At 65.3% G+C, this 18,742-nt stretch carries 23 protein-coding genes; 19 read left to right on the top strand and 4 right to left on the bottom strand.

The window, feature by feature from the left end; all coding sequences use genetic code 11:
- The first annotated feature begins 12 nt into the window (after nt 1-12).
- From KAK09_RS01455 to rnd, 6 genes are all read left to right on the top strand, one after another.
- Nucleotides 13-783, top strand: coding sequence for a type III pantothenate kinase (locus KAK09_RS01455; RefSeq protein ID WP_210877053.1), 771 nt, complete (start codon nt 13-15; stop codon nt 781-783).
- A 6-nt stretch (nt 784-789) separates the two neighbouring features.
- Nucleotides 790-2,457 carry a ribonuclease J gene (locus tag KAK09_RS01450; protein ID WP_210877052.1) on the top strand — a complete coding sequence of 556 codons (1,668 nt, stop codon included), beginning with the start codon at nt 790-792 and terminating at the stop codon, nt 2,455-2,457.
- A 9-nt stretch (nt 2,458-2,466) separates the two neighbouring features.
- A complete protein-coding gene (locus tag KAK09_RS01445) occupies nt 2,467-2,967 on the top strand; it encodes a DUF2478 domain-containing protein (RefSeq protein WP_210877051.1) in 501 nt (166 codons plus the stop codon).
- 72 nt (nt 2,968-3,039) lie between these two features.
- Nucleotides 3,040-4,086: a phosphoribosylformylglycinamidine cyclo-ligase gene (purM, locus tag KAK09_RS01440; RefSeq protein ID WP_210877050.1), complete on the top strand. Its 1,047-nt coding sequence runs from the start codon at nt 3,040-3,042 to the stop codon at nt 4,084-4,086.
- Nucleotides 4,083-4,676: a phosphoribosylglycinamide formyltransferase gene (gene purN, locus KAK09_RS01435; RefSeq protein WP_210877049.1), complete on the top strand. Its 594-nt coding sequence runs from the start codon at nt 4,083-4,085 to the stop codon at nt 4,674-4,676. The genes purM and purN overlap by 4 nt, the downstream gene beginning before the upstream one ends.
- Nucleotides 4,677-4,755: 79 nt before the next feature.
- Complete coding sequence (rnd, locus tag KAK09_RS01430; protein ID WP_210877048.1) at nt 4,756-5,916, top strand: ribonuclease D; 1,161 nt, start codon at nt 4,756-4,758, stop codon at nt 5,914-5,916.
- A gap of 3 nt (nt 5,917-5,919) precedes the next feature.
- Here the strand turns inward: rnd and KAK09_RS01425 are convergent, their stop codons facing one another.
- Nucleotides 5,920-6,462: a hypothetical protein gene (locus KAK09_RS01425; protein WP_247650992.1), complete on the bottom strand. Its 543-nt coding sequence runs from the start codon at nt 6,460-6,462 to the stop codon at nt 5,920-5,922.
- A 127-nt stretch (nt 6,463-6,589) separates the two neighbouring features.
- Here KAK09_RS01425 and KAK09_RS01420 point away from each other — a divergent pair, with 127 nt between their 5' ends.
- From KAK09_RS01420 to KAK09_RS01410, 3 genes are all read left to right on the top strand, one after another.
- Complete coding sequence (locus KAK09_RS01420) at nt 6,590-7,000, top strand: SufE family protein (RefSeq protein WP_210877046.1); 411 nt, start codon at nt 6,590-6,592, stop codon at nt 6,998-7,000.
- A gap of 95 nt (nt 7,001-7,095) precedes the next feature.
- Nucleotides 7,096-7,299 carry a hypothetical protein gene (locus KAK09_RS01415; protein WP_210877045.1) on the top strand — a complete coding sequence of 68 codons (204 nt, stop codon included), beginning with the start codon at nt 7,096-7,098 and terminating at the stop codon, nt 7,297-7,299.
- A 91-nt stretch (nt 7,300-7,390) separates the two neighbouring features.
- Nucleotides 7,391-8,404: a fatty acid desaturase gene (locus tag KAK09_RS01410; protein WP_210877044.1), complete on the top strand. Its 1,014-nt coding sequence runs from the start codon at nt 7,391-7,393 to the stop codon at nt 8,402-8,404.
- A 5-nt stretch (nt 8,405-8,409) separates the two neighbouring features.
- On the opposite strand, the gene KAK09_RS01405 is transcribed toward KAK09_RS01410, so the two are convergent.
- Nucleotides 8,410-9,267 carry a sigma-70 family RNA polymerase sigma factor gene (locus KAK09_RS01405; protein ID WP_210877043.1) on the bottom strand — a complete coding sequence of 286 codons (858 nt, stop codon included), beginning with the start codon at nt 9,265-9,267 and terminating at the stop codon, nt 8,410-8,412.
- Between the two features lie 89 nt (nt 9,268-9,356).
- Here KAK09_RS01405 and KAK09_RS01400 point away from each other — a divergent pair, with 89 nt between their 5' ends.
- On the top strand, nt 9,357-9,938 hold the full coding sequence (locus tag KAK09_RS01400; RefSeq protein ID WP_210877042.1) for a MarR family winged helix-turn-helix transcriptional regulator: 582 nt from the start codon (nt 9,357-9,359) through the stop codon (nt 9,936-9,938).
- Nucleotides 9,939-10,021: 83 nt separating this feature from the next.
- Here KAK09_RS01400 and serS read toward each other — a convergent pair whose 3' ends face one another.
- Nucleotides 10,022-11,314 carry a serine--tRNA ligase gene (gene serS, locus KAK09_RS01395; RefSeq protein WP_210877041.1) on the bottom strand — a complete coding sequence of 431 codons (1,293 nt, stop codon included), beginning with the start codon at nt 11,312-11,314 and terminating at the stop codon, nt 10,022-10,024.
- A gap of 172 nt (nt 11,315-11,486) precedes the next feature.
- Between serS and yajC the strand changes: the two genes are divergently transcribed.
- Genes yajC through KAK09_RS01350 form a run of 9 tightly spaced genes read left to right on the top strand, consistent with a single transcriptional unit; the run spans nt 11,487 to nt 18,291 of the window.
- A complete protein-coding gene (gene yajC / locus KAK09_RS01390; RefSeq protein ID WP_210877040.1) occupies nt 11,487-11,768 on the top strand; it encodes a preprotein translocase subunit YajC in 282 nt (93 codons plus the stop codon).
- A 33-nt stretch (nt 11,769-11,801) separates the two neighbouring features.
- Nucleotides 11,802-14,435, top strand: a complete 2,634-nt coding sequence (gene secD / locus KAK09_RS01385; protein ID WP_210877039.1) for a protein translocase subunit SecD — start codon at nt 11,802-11,804, stop codon at nt 14,433-14,435.
- Nucleotides 14,428-15,180 (top strand): sulfite exporter TauE/SafE family protein, encoded by a 753-nt coding sequence (locus KAK09_RS01380; protein WP_210877038.1) that lies wholly within the window; start codon nt 14,428-14,430, stop codon nt 15,178-15,180. The genes secD and KAK09_RS01380 overlap by 8 nt, the downstream gene beginning before the upstream one ends.
- Nucleotides 15,181-15,190: 10 nt before the next feature.
- A complete protein-coding gene (locus tag KAK09_RS01375; protein ID WP_210877037.1) occupies nt 15,191-15,544 on the top strand; it encodes an Mth938-like domain-containing protein in 354 nt (117 codons plus the stop codon).
- Nucleotides 15,545-15,588: 44 nt separating this feature from the next.
- Entirely contained in the window at nt 15,589-16,206 is a 618-nt protein-coding gene (ccmA, locus tag KAK09_RS01370; protein ID WP_210877036.1) for a heme ABC exporter ATP-binding protein CcmA, read from the top strand.
- Complete coding sequence (gene ccmB / locus KAK09_RS01365) at nt 16,203-16,859, top strand: heme exporter protein CcmB (RefSeq protein ID WP_210877035.1); 657 nt, start codon at nt 16,203-16,205, stop codon at nt 16,857-16,859. The genes ccmA and ccmB overlap by 4 nt, the downstream gene beginning before the upstream one ends.
- Before the next feature lie 16 nt (nt 16,860-16,875).
- Complete coding sequence (locus KAK09_RS01360; protein ID WP_210877034.1) at nt 16,876-17,616, top strand: heme ABC transporter permease; 741 nt, start codon at nt 16,876-16,878, stop codon at nt 17,614-17,616.
- Nucleotides 17,613-17,771 (top strand): heme exporter protein CcmD, encoded by a 159-nt coding sequence (ccmD, locus tag KAK09_RS01355; protein ID WP_210877033.1) that lies wholly within the window; start codon nt 17,613-17,615, stop codon nt 17,769-17,771. Before KAK09_RS01360 ends, ccmD begins: the two co-directional genes overlap by 4 nt.
- Nucleotides 17,764-18,291, top strand: coding sequence for a DsbE family thiol:disulfide interchange protein (locus KAK09_RS01350; RefSeq protein WP_247650991.1), 528 nt, complete (start codon nt 17,764-17,766; stop codon nt 18,289-18,291). Before ccmD ends, KAK09_RS01350 begins: the two co-directional genes overlap by 8 nt.
- Nucleotides 18,292-18,300: 9 nt before the next feature.
- Here the strand turns inward: KAK09_RS01350 and KAK09_RS18975 are convergent, their stop codons facing one another.
- Entirely contained in the window at nt 18,301-18,432 is a 132-nt protein-coding gene (locus KAK09_RS18975; protein WP_272491236.1) for a hypothetical protein, read from the bottom strand.
- Nucleotides 18,433-18,742: the final 310 nt, after the last annotated feature.

Genomic DNA, 18,742 nt, shown 5'->3' with positions numbered 1-18,742 from the left:
GGGGGGCGGGACATGCTTCTGGCGATCGACTGTGGCAATACCAATACGGTGTTCTCGATCTGGGACGGGGAGCGTTTTCTGTGCACCCTGCGCACCTCGACCGAACATCAGCGCACGGCGGACCAGTATTTCGTCTGGTTCTCGACATTGCTCAACCACTACGGCATCAGGGCGCAGATCACCGATGTGATCATCTCATCGACCGTGCCACGCGTGGTGTTCAACCTGCGCGTCTTTGCCGACCGTTATTTCAATTGTCGCCCGCTGGTGGTGGGCAAACCCGAATGCCGCCTGCCGGTGGATGTGCGGGTGGATGCGGGCACGCAGGTGGGGCCCGACCGGCTGGTGAACACGGTGGCGGGGTTCGATCTGCATGGCGGGGATCTCATCATCGTGGATTTCGGCACGGCGACCACCTTCGACGTGGTGGACACGGACGGGGCCTATATCGGTGGGGTGATCGCGCCGGGGGTGAATCTGTCGCTTCAGGCGCTCCATGAGGCGGCGGCGGCGCTGCCGCATGTGGATGTGACCAAGCCCGACAAGGTCATCGGCACTAATACCGTCGCCTGCATGCAATCGGGCGTGTTCTGGGGTTATGTCGGCCTCGTCAATGGGATATGTGAGCAGATAACGGCCGAGCGCGGACGCGCCATGACGGTCATCGCAACCGGGGGGCTGGCCCCGCTTTTCCAGCAAGGCACGGATCTGTTCGACAGATTCGAGGATGAACTGACGATGCACGGACTGACCGTGATTCACGCTTATAACAAGGAGGGCTGACGCCCCATGAGCAGCGAACGTTTGATCTATCTGCCCCTCGGCGGGGCGGGTGAAGTGGGTATGAATGCCTATGTCTACGGCTATGGCAAACCGGGCAAGGAGCGGCTGATCCTTGTCGATCTGGGGCTGACATTCCCGGACATGGACAACTCGCCGGGGGTGGATCTGATCCTGCCGGATATTTCCTGGCTGGAAGCGCGCAGGAACCAGCTTGACGGCATATTCATCACCCATGCGCACGAGGACCATGTGGGCGCCGTGGCACATTATTATGACCGGCTTGGCGCGCCGATCCATGCCCGCGCCTTCACCGCCAATATCGCACGCGGCAAGATGGCAGAGTTCGGTCATCCTGAAACGGCCGTGCGCATCGCCTCACCCTGGCCCGAGACGGTCACGGCGGGGCCGTTCACGGTAGGATTCGTGCCCATCTCGCATTCCATCCCCGAAAGCTCCGGGTTGGTGATCGACACGCCCGATGGCCGCATCGTGCACACGGGCGATTTCAAGATCGACCTGACGCCGGGCGTGGGCGAGCCGTTCGATCACGATCTCTGGGCCTCGATCGGGGCGGCGGGCGTCAAGGTGCTGGCCTGTGATTCCACCAATGTGTTCAGCCATCACGAGGGGCGGTCAGAGAGCAGCGTGGCGCAGCCGATCACCGATCTGGTCGCGGATCGCCCCGGTATGGTGGTGGCCACGACATTTGCCAGCAACGTGGCGCGGGTCAAGACGCTGGCCGAGGCGGGGGCGCGCGCGGGGCGCTCGGTCTGCCTGATGGGGCGGGCGATGCGGCGGATGATCGAGGCCGCTGTGGAAAGTGGCGTGCTGACCGATTTTCCGCGCACGGTGACGCCGGAGGAGGCGGCCAACATGCCGCGCGAAAACGTGATGCTGATCGTCACGGGATCTCAGGGCGAGCGCCGCGCGGCAAGCGCGCAACTTGCCAATGGCAAGTATAACGGGATCACCATGAAGGAGGGCGATACGTTCCTCTTTTCCTCCAAGACCATTCCCGGCAACGAACGCGGGGTCATCCGAATCATCAACCAGTTTTCCGAACTGGGCGTCGATGTGATCGAGGGCGACGACCGCTATCACGTTTCGGGGCACGCCAACTGGCCCGATCTCGACACGATTCACAAGCTTCTGAAGCCGCAGATGCTCATTCCCATGCATGGCGAGCACCGGCATCTGCGCGAGCATGTAAAGCTGGCGCGCGCGAACCGGATCGAGGGCATTCTTGCCGTCAACGGCATGATGATCGACCTCAGCGGCAACGCGCCCAAGGTGGCCGAATATGTCGAGACCGGGCGCACCTATCTGGACGGATCGGTCAAGTATGGCGCGCTTGATGGTGTGGTGCGCGATCGTATCCGCATGGCACTCAACGGTCATGTGATGATCAACGTGATCCTCGACGAGGAGGACGAGCCGCTTGGCGAGCCTTGGGTCGAGACGATGGGGCTGGCAGGGACCGGGCGCTCGAACGCGCCGCTTGTCGATGTGCTGGAGGAGGATCTGGCGCAGTTCATGGGCCGCGCAGGCAACAAGGTGCTCGGCGATGACGACAAGCTTGAGGAAGGGCTGCGCCGGGTGGCCCGGCAGAGCGCACAGAACGAGATCGGCAAGCGGCCCGAGGTGACGGTGGTCATCAGCCGCCTGGCCGACTGAGGCGCGGCCATGCGGATTGCCTGCGTCATGGCCGAAGGGCGGGGGGATATGGACCTGCTGCTGCACGGGTTTGCCACGTGTGCGGCCGCGCAGGGGCTGCGGCTTTGCGGCACGGTACAGGTGAACTCCGATTGCGGGCCGGACCGGCCCTGCGACATGGATGTGCAGGTTCTGCCTGACGGGCCGGTCATTCGCATCTCGCAGAGCCTTGGCCCCGGCGCGCGCGGCTGTCGGCTTGATCCCGAGGCGCTGGAACAGGCGGTGACGGAGGCAGAGGCGCGGCTGAGCGTGGGCGTCGATCTGGTCATCGTCAACAAATTCGGCAAGCACGAAGCCGAAGGGCGCGGATTTCGCGCGCTGATCGCCGAGGCTGTCGCCCTTGGCGTGCCGGTGCTGGTGGGGGTGAACGGCCTGAACGCGCCGCGACTTGCCGAGTTCGTGGGCGGCGAGGTCGAGCGGCTCGATCCCGTGCCCGAGGCGCTCGACCGCTGGCTGGCCTCGCTTGGCTGAGCCACGGCTTTGCGATTGCGCGGGCCGGGGCAATGGTCTAACCCCTGCCGCGACAAGCGGAAGGATGCGGCCATGACCGAGACCCAAAACGGCATCACCTATGCAGAGGCGGGCGTCGATATCGATGCCGGAAATGCCCTGGTTGAGCGGATCAAGCCCGCCGCCGCCGCCACGAAACGGCCCGGCGTGATGTCGGGGCTGGGGGGCTTTGGCGGTCTGTTCGATCTCAAGGCGGCGGGCTTTACCGATCCGGTTCTGGTTGCCGCGACCGACGGGGTGGGCACCAAGCTGCGCATCGCCATCGACACCGGGATCGTGGATGGGGTAGGCGTCGATCTGGTGGCCATGTGCGTCAATGACCTGATCTGTCAGGGGGCGGAGCCGCTGTTTTTCCTGGACTATTTCGCCACTGGCAAGCTCGAGGTCGAAAAGGCTGCGCGCATCGTCGAGGGCATCGCGCGGGGCTGTGCCGCCTCGGGCTGCGCGCTTATCGGCGGCGAGACGGCGGAAATGCCGGGGATGTATCCGGCGGGCGATTTCGATCTGGCAGGCTTTGCCGTGGGCGCGCTGGAGCGGGGCACCGAATTGCCCAAGGGTGTGGCCGAGGGCGATATCCTGCTGGGGCTGGCCTCGGATGGGGTGCATTCCAACGGATACAGCCTCGTGCGCCGGATCGTCGAGATTTCGGGGCTTGGCTGGAATGATCCCTGCCCCTGGGGCGAGGGCACGCTTGGCGAGGCGCTGCTTGCGCCCACGCGGCTCTATGTGCGGCCCTTGCTCGTGGCGTTGAAGGCTGGCGGCATAAGGGGCCTTGCTCATATCACCGGGGGCGGTCTCACCGAGAACGTTCCGCGCGTATTGCCCGAGGGGTTGGGGGTCGAGATCGACCTTGGCGCATGGGAGTTGCCGGGGGTGTTTCGCTGGCTGGCCGCGACGGGCGGCATCGCAGAGGCGGAACTGCTCAAGACGTTCAACGCCGGCATCGGCATGGTGGTTGTCGTCGATCCCGCGCACGCAAGCGAGATCGAGGTCGCCTTGGCAGAGGCGGGCGAGAGCATCGCGCGCATCGGCAAGGTGGTGACGGGCGCAGGCGTGCGCTACGAGGGCCGCCTGCTGTGACGCGCCGCGTTGCGATTTTCCTCTCCGGGGGCGGGTCGAACATGCGCGCGCTGGTTGCCTCGATGACGGGCGAACACCCGGCGCGGCCGGTGCTCGTCTTCTCGAACGACCCGGAGGCGGGCGGCATCGCCTGGGCGCGGTCGCAGGGGATTGCGACCGAGGTGGTGGATCACCGCCCCTTCGGCAAGGACCGTGCCGCGTTCGAGGCCGAGATCGCCGCGCGGCTTGTGCCATATCGTATCGACCTGATCTGCCTTGCCGGGTTCATGCGGGTTCTCACCGCCGGGTTCGTTGGCCAATGGGCGGGGCGGATGATCAATATTCACCCCTCGCTCTTGCCGAAGTATCGCGGGCTTCACACCCATGCCCGTGCGCTTGAGGCGGGCGAGAAAGAGGCTGGTTGCACCGTGCATGAGGTCACGCCCGCGCTCGATGACGGGCCGATCCTCGGGCAGGCGCGGGTGCCGGTCCTGGCGGATGACACGCCCGAGACGCTGGCCGCGCGGGTGCTGGAACAGGAGCATGTCCTCTATCCGGCGGTGCTGCGTCGCTTTGCAGCCGGGGACCGGCATCCCATATACCTGCCCTGAGCGAGCATTTGCATCGGCCCCGAACTTGTCTATACGAGCCAGGGACGGGGCAAAACATGATGAAAGACAGATAGCAGGCATGCAGACCATCACCACCACCGACGCGCTTGCCGCCTTTTGCGAGGCCGCGCGCGGGCACGATTATGTGACCGTCGATACCGAGTTCCTGCGCGAGCGGACCTATTATTCGCGCCTCTGCCTTGTGCAACTGGCCATGCCGGGCAAGGGCAACGAGGGTGCGGTTCTGGTCGATCCGATTGCGGGGGGGGAGGCGCTCTCGCTCGATCCGCTTTACGCGCTGTTCGAGGATACGACCGTGGTCAAGGTCTTTCATGCCGCGCGGCAGGATCTCGAGATATTTCAGGTGGATGCCGGGGTTATCCCGACGCCTCTCTTTGATACGCAGGTGGCGGCGATGGTCTGCGGCTTTGGCGAGCAGGCGGGCTATGAGACGCTGGTCAAGCGAATCGCCAAGGCCGCGGTTGACAAGAGCTCGCGCTTCACCGACTGGTCGCGGCGTCCCCTCACGGAGGCGCAGATGACCTATGCGCTGGCCGATGTGACCCATCTGCGCCAGATCTACGAATTTCTCGCGCGCAAGATCGAAAGCACGGGCCGCGAAAAATGGGTGGCCGACGAACTGGCGGTGCTGAGGGATCCCGACACCTATCGCACCGACCCGGCCGAGGCGTGGCGGCGCGTCAAGACACGTAACACCGCGCCGAAGTTCCTGGCCATCCTGCGCGAACTGGCGCGCTTTCGCGAAGAATTCGCGCAGACGCGCGACGTGCCGCGCGCGCGCATCTTCAAGGATGACGCGCTGCTGGAACTGGCCGCGACCAAGCCGCAGACGCCCGAGGATCTGGGGCGCTCGCGCCTTTTGCTGCGCGAGGCGCGCAAGGGAGAGATCGCAGACGGCATCCTTGCCGCCGTCAAGGCCGGGCTGGAATGCCCTCCCGATCGGCTGCCGCGCATCGAGACCGAGACAAGGGACGCGCCCAACCCGGCGCTGGCCGATCTTCTGCGCGTGCTGCTCAAGGCCCGGAGCGAGCAGTCGGGTGTGGCCGCCAAGCTGATCGCAAACGCCGCCGATCTTGATCATATGGCCGCAGGCGGGCGCGATGTGCCCGCGCTGTCGGGCTGGCGTCATGAGGTGTTCGGGGCAGACGCGCTGCGGCTTTGCCGGGGCGAAATCGGTCTTGTGGTGCGCGGTGAGACGGTCGAGGCGGTGCCGCTCTGAGTGTCAGAGGCGGATGATGCGCTCGTTCTGCGCGGCGCGCACGCGGATCTCACGCACCTCGTCGAGCGTCTTGCGCGAGACAAAGACGCCTGCGAGAAGCATTCGGGCGCTTTCGGGGCCTTGCGGCGTATCCGCGGGTTGCACGGCACGCAATTCATAGCCAAGCACACCATTCACGGGGCTGGCCTCGGGATTGTCGGGCACAAGGCGCACATCAAAGGCGCCCTGCCGCAACGACAGCCCTTCGACCCGGACGATCACCCCGCCTGATGCCTGTTTGGCCTCAAGCGCGGTCACGACGGCGACCGGGGTGCCCTCGTAGGGCTGTTCGCGTCGGCGGCGCTGGATCGACGAAAACAGGCTTTCTTCGGAATCGGCCCCTTGCGGGATCAGGGGGTTGGTGTTCTCGGGGCTGGTCGCAGCGGCGCGGCGCGCGCGCCTGCGCCCGAACAGGCCACCCGATTCCCGGCGCGTGCGATCCCTGCCCGCGCCGCATCCCGCCAGCGCGCCCGCCGCCACAAGACCCAGAAATACCCGCCGTTTCATGCCCGATGCCCTCACCACGATCCGCGACTTGCCTAACCGATCGGCGCGGGGTTGAAAAGATGCAAGCGAGGGCTGGACCTGCCGCGCCCGTGCGCCTAGGTCTTGCGCGGTGACGCGGGAGAGCGGAATGGCAAGCGAAGCATTCGAGGATATCGTTGCGGATTTCGAGTTTCTAGAGGACTGGGAAGACCGATATCGCTATGTGATCGAGAAGGGCCGCGACATGGACCCGCTCGACGAGGCGCTCAAGGTGCCCGCCACGAAGGTCGAGGGCTGCGCCAGTCAGGTCTGGCTGCATCCGCGCATCGAGGGCGGACGATTTCATTTCGACGGCGACAGCGACGCGATGATCGTGCGTGGCCTCATCGCGGTCTTGCGCGCGCTCTACAACGGGGTGCCGGTGGCCGAGGTTGACCACGTCGATGCCCAAGCGGAACTGGCGCGGTTGGGGCTTGACGCGCATCTGTCGGCGCAACGCTCGAACGGGGTGCGCGCGATGATCGGGCGCATTCGCGCCGTGGCGGCAGAGGTGGCGTGATATTCGCAGGCTTTTCTTTGCGACAGTCTGCTGTTAGCCTTTTTCCATTGATGACGGTGCACTGATCCGCGCGCGCGGGCGGGCGGGGGGTTTTGATGGATATGCGTCTGGGGGTTCTGGCGGTCGCTGCAGCGGCGCTAGTGTCGGGATGGGCACCAGCGGCGTCGCCCGCCGCAACGGTCGTGGTGGATGGCCAGGATACGCCGGTTTACGATCACGGCGGTGGTTGCCGCAAAAGCTCGCCCCCCGGTCAGTGCTGTCACATGGAGAAGGCGACCGGGCGCGTGCACTGCCACTGATCCTTGCGGCAAGTGGTTGATCACAGTCACGGCAAGGCCATGTTCACAAGTTGGAAGAACCGCCAGACCCGAACGACACCGGAGAGGGACAATGACAGAAAGCGACACCACCGCCGATCTGCGCACCTTTCTGAAACCCTATACCCGCAAGAGCGATCTGCGCGGCGCGCTGTCCTTTCTCGGCACGCTTGTCATCTATGGTGGGGCACTCTGGGGGGCGGCGGGACTTGCCGGGGCGGGGCTGTGGTTGCTTGCGGTGCCGCTTGTGGGGCTGCTGGCCTTTGCCTCGGTGCGTCTCTACGTCCTGCAGCACGATTGCGGGCATCATTCGCTGTTTGCGACCGGCTGGCTCAACGATGCGGGCGGTCATGTCCTGTCCGTCTTTTCCCTGACGCCCTACCGGGTGATGCAGTTCAACCACAATCAGCACCATGCCTATCTCGGCAATCTCGATCACCGCGAGACGACCGAGATCCACACCATGACCCTGCGAGAATGGCAGACCGCGCCCTGGCATCGGCGGCTTTGGTATCGCCTTTATCGCAACCCGTTGATCATGCTGCCGATTGGCGCGCTGTTCACCTATTTCATCGCCTATCGCTGGCCGCGCAACACCGGTCGGGTGGGCGCATCTGGCGTGATCGCGCATAACCTCGTGCTGTGCAGCTATCTCGTGGCGGTCTGGGGCCTGCTTGGCGTGCCGGGGCTGGCGGTTCTGGGCGCGAGCGCGTTGATCGGCGGCGTGATCGGTGTGTTTCTGGTCTATCTCCAGCACAATTTCGAAGAGACCTACTGGGACCGCAAGCCCGATCTGGATTTCCGCAAGGCGACGCTGGTGGGATCAAGCTCGCTCGAGCTTGGCTGGCTGTGGGATCTGGGCACGGGCAATATCGCCTATCACGATCTGCACCATTACAATCCGGCCATTCCGTCCTACAATCTGCGTCGCTGTCAGAATGACTTGCCGGATCATCTCAAGAGCCACGATCCGATCCGCTGGCCCGAAGCGTTGCGTAGCTTCACGCTCAAGCTCTGGGATGAAGAGGGCGGTCGGCTCGTGCCGTTCCCCGAGGCGCGGCGGGCGCAGGCAATCGCGGCGGAGTAGCGGGCTCAGACAAGGCTCGGAACGCTTGAATCCTTCGCCATCCGTTCGCGTAGCCGTTCCAGCCCGCGCTCGCGCAATTGCCGCACCCGCTCGCGCGAGATGCCGTGGACCGCGGCCAGATCGTTGAGCGTGAGCGGCGGATCCTGCAAGACATTGGCCACGACGATACGCCGCTCGCGCTCGGGCAGGGTGTGGAAATGGCGGATCATGGCGGCACGCAGGCGGGTGCGGGCCTGCGTTTCGGCATAGGCGGCTTCGGTGTCGCTGTCGGGATCGGGCAGAAGTTCGACCGCCTCGCTGCCGTCCTCGGTCACGGGCGCGTTGAGCGAGGCGTCGCCATGGCCGAAGAGCGCGCGCATCTGCGCAAGCGTGCCAGGCGTGGTGCCGAGCGCATGGGCGATGCGCTGGTCTCGGTCGGGTGCGCTTTCGCCAGGGGCGGGCGGCATGGTTTCCTCGATGGCACCCAGTTGAAAGAACGCCTGCCGCGCCCGCGCCGAACGGCCCCGCCGCACCAGTGACCAGTTGAGCATCCGGTAATCCTGAAGCTCGGCGCGAATCCACCAGACCGCATAGGTCGAGAAACGGATACCGCGATCGGGGTCGAATCGATCCACGGCGCGCATCAGCCCCAGAAACGCCTGCTGCACCAGATCGGGATCGGCCTGCGCGCGGATGCGGGTCGCGCGCGCGACCATGGCGTGGGCCAGGGGACCGAAGGCAGTGAGCAGGCGGTTGCGCGCGTTCACATCCCCGTCGCGCTGCCAGGCCCGCGCAAGCCGCACCTCTTCTTCGGGGCTGAGCATGGCCGGGCCAGTCTTGCGGGTGCGATTCTGGCTGTTGTGAGGGAAATAAGGTTTGTTCATGGCGAGGTGGAGCCGATTATGATTTCGAATCGAAACTATCCTGTCGCCATCATCTGGTCAAATCAATTTCGCCTCGCTATCATATCGCCATGGACCAGGACACCGTATCCGACAGCGCCAATCTTGCTGAACTCCTTCTGCACGTTGCCCGTGCCGGCCAGGGAGAGGAGGCAGGGGCGGCGCAGCTCACGGCCGCGCAATGGACGGCGTTGCGGTTTTTCGCGCGCGCCAACCGCGCCTCGCGCACGCCCTCTGCCTTCGCCAGTTTTCAGGTGACGACCCGCGGTACCGCCTCGCAGACGCTCAAGACGCTGGAAGCGCGCGGGCTGCTGGCGCGGCGACGCTCTGACAGCGACGGGCGCAGCGTGCGTTTCGAGGTGACAGAGGCCGGGCGGACGATGCTGGGAAGCGATCCGCTGCGGCACCTGAGCCGCGCCATCGGCGAGCTGGCAGAGGTGGAGCGGGACGCACTCGGGCGGCTATTGCCCGATCTGGTCGCGCGGCTGGCAGAGATGCGCGGGGGCGAGGGAATCGGCACCTGCGATAGCTGCAGCCATTACGAGGCGCGCGGCCAGGGCGGCTATTGCGCCTGTGTGGCGATGAGCCTTGCGCCCTTCGAGATCGGCCAGCTCTGCACCCGCCACAGCCCGCGCGCGGCGGTGAGTGGGTAGGGGGGCTGTCCGCCCCCCGCCGCCCATGCGGGCGGCCCCCCCGAGGATATTTGCAGCCAGAAGAAGCTCAGGCCAGAACAGGCTCAGGCAAGCCTGCCCTCCGGCGTCAGCAGTGTCGTGCCGCCGAGCCAGGGCGCGAGCACCTCGGGCAGGTGCACCGAGCCATCGGCCTGCTGGCCGTTTTCCAGCACCGCAATCAGCGTGCGCCCGACCGCAAGGCCCGAACCGTTGAGCGTATGAACGAATTCGGGCTTGCCGCCGGTCGTGGGGCGGAAGCGCGCGTTCATCCGGCGCGCCTGAAAATCGCCGCAGACCGAGACGGAGGAAATTTCGCGATAGGTGTTCTGACCGGGTAGCCAGACCTCGATGTCATGGGTGCGCCGCGCGCCAAAGCCCATGTCGCCAGTGCAGAGCACGATCGTCCGATAGGGCAGGCCGAGGCGCTCCAGGATGCCCTCGGCGCAGCGCGTCATGCGGTCAAGCTCGTCGCGGCTGTGATCGGGATGGGTGATCGAGACCATCTCGACCTTCTCGAACTGGTGTTGGCGCAACATGCCGGCGGTGTCGCGGCCCGCCGATCCGGCCTCGGAGCGGAAGCATTGGGTATGGGCCACCATGCGGCGCGGCAGGCTTGCCTGCTCGACCGTCTCGCCATGGACAAGGTTGGTCAGCGTGACCTCGGCGGTGGGAATGAGCCACCAACCGTTGGTGGTCTCATAGCTGTCCTCGCCGAACTTGGGCAACTGGCCCGTGCCCTGCATCATTTCGGGACGCACCAGAACCGGCGTCCATGTCTCGGTCAGGCCGTTCTCGGTGATATGGGTATCGAGCATGAACTGCGCCAGCGCCCGGTGGAGCCGTGCGACCGTGCCCGAGAGCACGACGAAGCGCGCGCCGGACAGTTTGGCGGCGGCCTCGAAATCCATGCCCCTGATGACGGCGGGGATCTGGTAATGCTCTTTGGGTTGGAAATCGAATGTGGCGGGCGTGCCCCAGCGGCGCAGCTCTACATTATCGGCCTCGGTCGTGCCGTTGGGCACGTCGTCATGGGGTAGGTTCGGGATGGCCATGAGCATGTCGGTGAGCTGCGTATCGAAATCGCGCGCCTCGGCCTGCATCGCCGCAACCTCTGCCTTCTTCTCGGCCACCAGCGCGCGCAGCCGCTCGAACCCGGTCTCGTCGCCGCGCGCCTTGGCGGCGCCGACATCCTTGGATGCGCGGTTCTGCTCGGCCTGCGCGTTCTCGGCGGCGTGGATGCGTGCGCGCCGTGCCTCGTCGAGCGCGAGGATCTCGCCCGAGACCGGTGCGAGGCCGCGCCGGGCGAGGGCTGCGTCGAAGGCGGCGGCATTGTCGCGGATCGCGCGGATATCGTGCATGGGCATTTACCTCGGGTCGGATGAATCGTCACGCCGCGTGATAGACCAGATTTCGCGGCAAGGACAGGCCGCGCGCCGGTGCCCTTTCGTGCCTTGCAAAACCCCGGTCACGCCCCTAGGTTCGCGCCAAATCGCGGGGGTGGTCCCGCAGCATCAAGAAGGACGCGACCCGATGGAAGCCTTTGGCCAGTTCATTCCCCTCATTCTGATTTTTGCGATCATGTATCTGCTGCTGATCCGCCCGCAGCAGAAGAAGATGAAGGAACACAAGGCCATGGTCGCGGCGCTGCGTCGCGGCGATCAGGTGATCACGCAGGGCGGGCTGATCGGCAAGGTGTCGAAGGTCAAGGATGACAGTGAGATCGAGGTTGAACTGGCCGAGGGTATCAAGGTGCGCGTCGTGCGCCACACGGTTGCGCAGGTCATTTCCAAGACCGAGCCCGCCGAAGGCTGAGCCGCTCGCGATCCTATTCGAAAAGGCCCGATCATGCTGCAAATCGACCTCTGGAAACGTGTGACGATCTGGGCGGTTGTGGCGCTCGGGCTGCTGTTGGCGCTGCCCAACGGGTTCTATGGCAAGGTCGAGCGGCATAATGACGCGCGCGCGCTGGTCGAGGCCGGGGCCGATCCGGCGGCGCTGGCCGATGATCTGGCGCTGTGGCCCAACTGGCTGCCATCCGGCCTTGTCAATCTTGGGCTCGATCTGCGGGGCGGTGCGCATCTTCTGGCCGAGGTCAAGGTGGCCGATGTCTATCAGGCGCGGCTTGAGGGTATGTGGCCCGAGGTGCGTGACCTGCTGCGCGAGGAGCGCGATCGGGTCGGACCGATCCGGCTTCAACCTTCCGAGGGGCCGGAATTGCGGGTCCGGCTGGTGGAGCGGCCCGAGATGGCGCGCGAGGCCGCGGCTTTGGTGCGTGGCCTTGCCCGGCCCGTCACCACGATCACCGGGGTGGGCGCAAGCGATATCGACGTGACAACAGTCGGCGCGGATATCATCGTGCGGCTGAGCGAGGCCGAGCAACGCGCCACCGATGACCGGACCGTGCGACAGTCGCTCGAGATCATCCGCCGCCGGGTGGACGAGGTGGGTACGCGCGAGCCGACGATCATGCGGCAGGGGGCAGAGCGGATCCTCATTCAGGTGCCGGGCATCGGCTCGGCGGCCGAGTTGAAGGCGCTGATCGGCACGACCGCGCAACTGACCTTCCAGCCGGTGGTGAGCCGCAGCAGCGATCCGGGCGAGAACCCCGGAGCCGGCAACGAGATCCTGCCCTCGATCGACGAGCCGGGAGTCTATTACATCCTCGAACGTGCGCCGGTGGTGACGGGCGAGGAGCTTGTCGATGCGCAGCCCGATTTCGATCAGAACGGGCGCCCGGCGGTGTCGTTCCGCTTCAACCCCACGGGGGCGCGGAAATTCGGCGATTACACCGCGCAGAATATCGGCAACCCCTTCGCCATCGTGCTGGATGGCGAGGTGATTTCCGCGCCCGTGATCCAGAGCCATATTCCGGGCGGCTCGGGTATCATCACCGGGCGGTTCACGGTGGAGGACAGCACGCAACTGGCGGTGCTTCTGCGGGCGGGCGCGCTGCCGGCGGGGCTGGATTTCCTGGAAGAACGCACCATCGGGCCGGAACTGGGGGCCGACAGTATCGAGGCGGGCAAGGTTGCGAGTGTCGTGGCCTTTGCGCTGGTGCTGGTCTACATGGTGCTGAGCTATGGTCTCTTCGGGATTTTTGCAAATATCGCCCTCATTATCAATGTCGGGCTGATTTTCGGCCTTCTGAGCCTTGTCGGCGCGACGCTGACGTTGCCGGGGATCGCTGGGATCGTGTTGACCATCGGCATGGCGGTGGATGCCAATGTGCTTGTATTCGAGCGCATCAAGGAAGAGATGAAGACAGCCAAAGGCGCCGCGCGCGCCATCGAACTGGGTTATGAGAAGGCGTTGAGCGCCATCGTGGACGCCAATTTCACCACCTTCATCACCGCGCTCATCCTCTATGCGATGGGGTCGGGGCCGGTGCGCGGCTTTGCCATCACGCTTGGCCTTGGCATCCTCACCTCGGTGTTCACCGCGCTTTTCATAACCCGGCTGATCGCTGTCATGTGGTTCGAGCGCAAGCGGCCCAAGACGGTGCTGCAGGGCCGCGCGCTGCGGCTGGTGCCGGCGGAAACCTCGATCGACTTTTTCGGCCGCTGGAAGCTGTGGCTTGGGATTTCGGGGGTGATGATCCTTGTCGCGCTTGGCTCTTTCGCCGTTCAGGGGTTGAATTTCGGTATCGATTTCAAGGGCGGTACCACCATCCGCACACAGAGCGCGCAGCCGGTTGATGTCGGGCAATATCGCAACGCCATCGGCGATCTGGGGCTGGGCGATGTGAGCATCGCGGAAGTGTTCGATCCGACCTTCGGGCCGGAGGAAAACGTGGCGATGATCCGCATTCAGGCGCAGGACGAGGAGGAAAGCGTCGCGCCGCAAACCATCCTTCAGGTCGAGGCGGCGCTGAAACAGGCGGTGCCAGATATCCAGTTCACATCCGTGGAGAGCGTCGGGCCAAAGGTGTCGGGCGAGTTGATCACGGCGGCGGTGATCGCCGTTTTGCTCGCCATCGGGGCGGTGCTGTTCTACATCTGGTTGCGATTCGAGTGGCAATTCGCCGTGGGGGCGGTCATTGCGCTGGTGCATGACGTGGCGCTGACCATAGGCGTCTTTTCCGAATTGCAGATCCAGTTCGATCTGGCGATCATCGCGGCGCTGCTGACCATTGTCGGCTATTCGCTCAACGATACCGTGGTGGTGTTTGATCGCGTCCGCGAGAACCTGCGCAAATACAAGCAGAAGCCCCTGCGCGAGGTGCTCAACATCTCGATCAACGAGACGCTGAGCCGCACGGTGATGACCTCGGTGACGACGCTACTGGCGCTGATCTCGCTCTATGTGCTGGGCGGCGACGTGATCCGGGGCTTTGTCTTTGCGATGATATGGGGCGTGATCATCGGCACCTATTCGTCGATCTTCGTGGCCTCGACCGTGCTCATGTGGCTGGGCGTCAAGCGCGACTGGTCCAAGCCCGACGCCAATGCCGGAACGCAGTTCGCCAATGTAGATGCCTGAGGCGCTGGCGGGGGTTCTCGCCACGCCCGGTCTGGTCTGGCTGATCCTCGTCATCTCGGTGGCGGGGGTCGTGCGCGGGTTCACCGGTTTTGGCACGGCGCTGATCTTCGTGCCGGTGGCGGGGATGTTCCTGCCCCCTCAAATGGTGGTGGCGGTGATCACGCTGACGGGGATTGCCAGCACATCGGCGCTGTTGCCACGTGCCTGGGGGTTGGCGGACCGGGGAGAGGTGGCGATGCTCGCGCTCGCCGCGCTGGTGACGGTGCCGCTTGGGCTGTGGCTCATGGGAGTGCTTGATCCGGTCACGATCCGCTGGATCGTGGCGGCGGTGGCGGCGGTCACGCTGGGGGCGCTTGTTGCGGGCTGGCGATTCTCTGGGTGCGTCAGCCGCCCGATGCTGCTGACCATCGGCGCGGTGGCGGGGGTGATCGGCGGGCTGACGGGGCTTACGGGGCCGGTGGTGATCCTGTTCTACCTTGCCGGGCAGGCCATGGTGCAGACGGTGCGCGCCAACACGATCCTGTTTCTCGCCGCGCTCGACGCGGTGATCGTGGTCAATCTCTTGCTGCGCGGCGCGGTGGAGGGAGCGGTGTTCTTGCTGGCGCTTACGCTGGCGGTGCCCTATGTCCTCATGTCGCTGATCGGGCAGCGGCTGTTTGACCCGCGCCTGGAGCGGCTTTACCGTTGGGCGGCCTATGGGATCATCGCGCTGGCGGTGCTGAGCGGGCTGCCGCTCTGGAGATGAGGAGGATGCCATGCGCATGACCGAAATCACATTTGCCGGGGCGCGGCCTGTCGATGGCTATGGGCCGGGATTTTTCCGTGTGGGCGGTGGCGTGATCGAGGGGGCGATGCTGGTGACGGCAGAGTCGGCGCGGTCCTGGGCGGGGCTTGACGATCCTGCGCCGCTTGTGGCGCTTGCAGGCGCGGTGGACGTGATCTTTGTCGGTACCGGGGCCGAAATGGCGCATCTGCCCGTCGCTCTGCGATCCGCGCTCGAGGAGGCGGGAATCGGCGTCGAGTCGATGAACACGCCCGCCGCCTGCCGCACCTTTAACGTGCTGCTGTCCGAAGGTCGCCGTGTCGCTCTTGCCGCATTGGCGGTCTGAGTTTGGTGCTTTTCGCGGCGCGGGCTTTGGGCTAGGCAGGGCGCATGGTTCTGAGCGTTTCCGATCTGAGCGTCGCGCGCGGGGGGATCCCCGTTCTGGAAGGGGTGAGCCTGAGGCTTGCCCCCGGTGAGGCATTGGTGCTGCGCGGCCCCAACGGCATCGGCAAGACGACGATGCTGCGCACGGTGGCAGGGTTGCAACCGCCACTTTCCGGCCGGGTCGAGGTCGCGCCCGAAAGCCTCGTCTATGCCGGACATGCCGACGGGATCAAGGCGACGCTGACTGTTGAGGAGAACCTGAGCTTCTGGGCTCATGTCTTTGGAACCCAAGAGATTTCAGCCGCTGTTGATGCCTTCGACCTTGGCCCGCTCCGCAACCGCCCGGCGGGCGCGCTCTCGGCCGGGCAGAAGCGGCGGCTGGGGTTGGCGCGGCTTCTGGTGACGGGGCGCGCGGTCTGGGTGCTTGATGAGCCGACCGTGTCGCTTGACGTGGACGCGGTGGCGATGTTCGCGGGTGCCGTGCGCGCGCATCTGGCCGGCGGCGGGGCCGCGCTGATCGCTACGCATATCGATCTGGGGCTGTCGGAGGCGCGGATTTTCGATCTTGCGCCCTATCGAGCGGCGCCGCTGGCTGCGGATGATTTCGACGGGGCGTTCCTGTGATCGCGCTTCTGACCCGTGACATGCGGCTTGCGATGCGGGCGGGCGGGGGCTTTGGACTTGGGCTGGCGTTTTTCCTGATCGTGGTGGTGCTGGTGCCCTTTGGTGTCGGGCCGCAAAGCGCGCTCTTGTCCACGATCGCGCCGGGGATCCTGTGGCTGGGCGCGCTTCTGGCCTGCCTGTTGTCGCTTGACCGCATTCTTGCGCTCGACTGGGAGGACGGGAGCCTTGATCTGCTGGCCACCTCACCCCTGCCGATGGAGGGCATCGTGAGCGTCAAGGCGCTGGCGCATTGGCTCACGACCGGGCTGCCGCTGGTGCTGGCGGCCCCGGTTCTGGGGGTGCTTCTGAACCTGCCCACGCCCGGTTTCGGCTGGCTGCTGGCCTCGCTCGCGCTTGGCACGCCCGCGCTCAGCGTGATCGGCACGTTCGGCGCGGCGCTGACCGTGGGGCTGAAGCGCGGCGGGCTGCTGCTGAGCCTTCTGGTGTTGCCGCTCTACATGCCGACGCTGATCTTTGGCGCCGAGGTGGCGCGGCGCGGGGCCGAGGGGCTGGCGCTTGGCACGCCGCTTGCGCTTCTGGCGGGGATCACCTGCGGCACGATCGCGCTTTTGCCTTTCGCCTCGGCTGCGGTATTGAGGGTCAACCTGCGATGACGGAGGGATCAACCCCATGAATCTGAATGCTCTCTGGGAATATGCCAACCCAAAGAAGTTCATCGAGACGACGGACCGGGTATTGCCTGCCTTTGCCTGGCTTGCGGCTCTGATGCTTGTGGCTGGGCTGGTCTGGGGGTTCTTCTTTACACCCGACGATTTCCGGCAAGGCTCGACCGTCAAGATCATCTACCTGCATGTGCCCGCGGCGCTCATGGCGATCAATGCCTGGCTGATGATGCTGGTCACGTCGCTGGTGTGGATCGTGCGCCGCCATCATGTGAGCGCGCTTGCTGCGCGCGCGGCCGCCCCGGTGGGGATGGTGATGACGCTGATTGCGCTGGCCACGGGGGCGATCTGGGGTCAGCCGATGTGGGGCACCTGGTGGGCCTGGGATCCGCGCCTCACGAGCTTTTTGATCCTGTTCCTGTTCTATCTGGGCTATATTGCACTCTGGGAGGCGATCGAGAACGATGACACGGCGGCGGACCTGACCTCGATCCTGTGCCTTGTCGGCTCGGTCTTTGCGCTGCTGAGCCGTTATGCGGTCAATTTCTGGAATCAGGGGCTGCATCAGGGCGCGTCGCTCTCGGTCAAGCCGGGAGAGCGCATGGACATGGTCTACAAGCTGCCACTTTATGTGAGCATGGGGGGGTTCGTGCTTCTTTTCGTCGCGCTTGTGCTGATGCGAACGCGCACCGAGATCAGGGCAAGACGGATGCGCGCGCTTCTGGCGCGGGAAAGGATGCAGGCATGATCCCCGATCTGGGCAAATACGCGGTGCCGGTGCTGGCCTCCTACGGGGTGTCGCTGGTGTTGATCGCCGGGCTGGTCTGGGCGAGCCTGCATCGCTCGGCCCGCGTGCGCCGCGCCCTGGACGAGATCGAGAACCGGAGAAAAACCGATGGTTAAACCCTTGATGCTTGCCCCGGTTCTTGTGTTCGCTGCATTTGCGGCGCTGGCGCTGGTGGGGCTGAAACGCGAGAATCCAAACGAGCTTCCTTCGGCTTTGGCGGGCCGTACCGCGCCCGCGGTGCAGGTCACGCCGCTGGGATCGGGGCCGGTTTTCGGAGATGACGATCTGCGCGCCGAGGGGGTGAAACTTGTGAACTACTGGGCAAGCTGGTGTGCGCCCTGCCGGGTGGAGCATCCGAACCTTGAGCAACTGGCGCGCGAGGGGATCACGATCTATGGCGTGAACTACAAGGACAAGCCGGGCAATGCGCTCGGGTTCCTCGCGGAACTGGGCAACCCCTATGCCGCCATGGGGGCGGATGAGAGCGGGCGCATGGCGCTTGACTGGGGCCTTTACGGCGTGCCCGAAACTTTTGTGATCGACGGGCAGGGCAATATCGTGCTGCGCTTTGCCGGGCCGATCACCGAGCGGGTGCTGGAGAACACCATCCGCCCGGCGATCGAGGCGGCGCGGTAGGGGCGGCCCTCACTTCGCCGTGTCGCAATGCTGCGCCGTCGGGGCGGGCAGGGGGCAGGCGGGTTTGTCCACGGCTGCCGCACCGATCACGGCCATGGCACTCAGGAAACCGGCCTGTATCAGGATCAGGGTTGTGCGCATTCTGCGTCCTTTCTTGCTCGTCCCCTCTCAAGATGGGCCGCATCTCGCGGCACAGAAGGGGCGCGACCCGCACATTGGCGATACCCCGTCGTGATCGGCGGAATTCCGTGCAGATCCGCGCTCGGCTGGCGAGATTCCGCACAGGCCTGCGACGCGGGACATGCGGAAAACCGATAATCTTCATGCCGATATTTCAGTCACATTCCCCGCAAATCACGGCTATAGGTCGGTCGCGGTTCGGGCAGCGTCGCAATTCGCAAAGTGACCTTGCGACAAATTGACGAAAGCTGCGCGAAGGCAACCGCGCGCG

The organism is Roseovarius autotrophicus, assembly GCF_018069895.1.
Classification (GTDB): Bacteria; Pseudomonadota; Alphaproteobacteria; order Rhodobacterales; family Rhodobacteraceae; genus Roseovarius; species Roseovarius autotrophicus.
The sequence above is the reverse complement of the archived record's forward strand: the minus strand, read 5'-3'. Positions and strand labels throughout refer to the sequence as shown.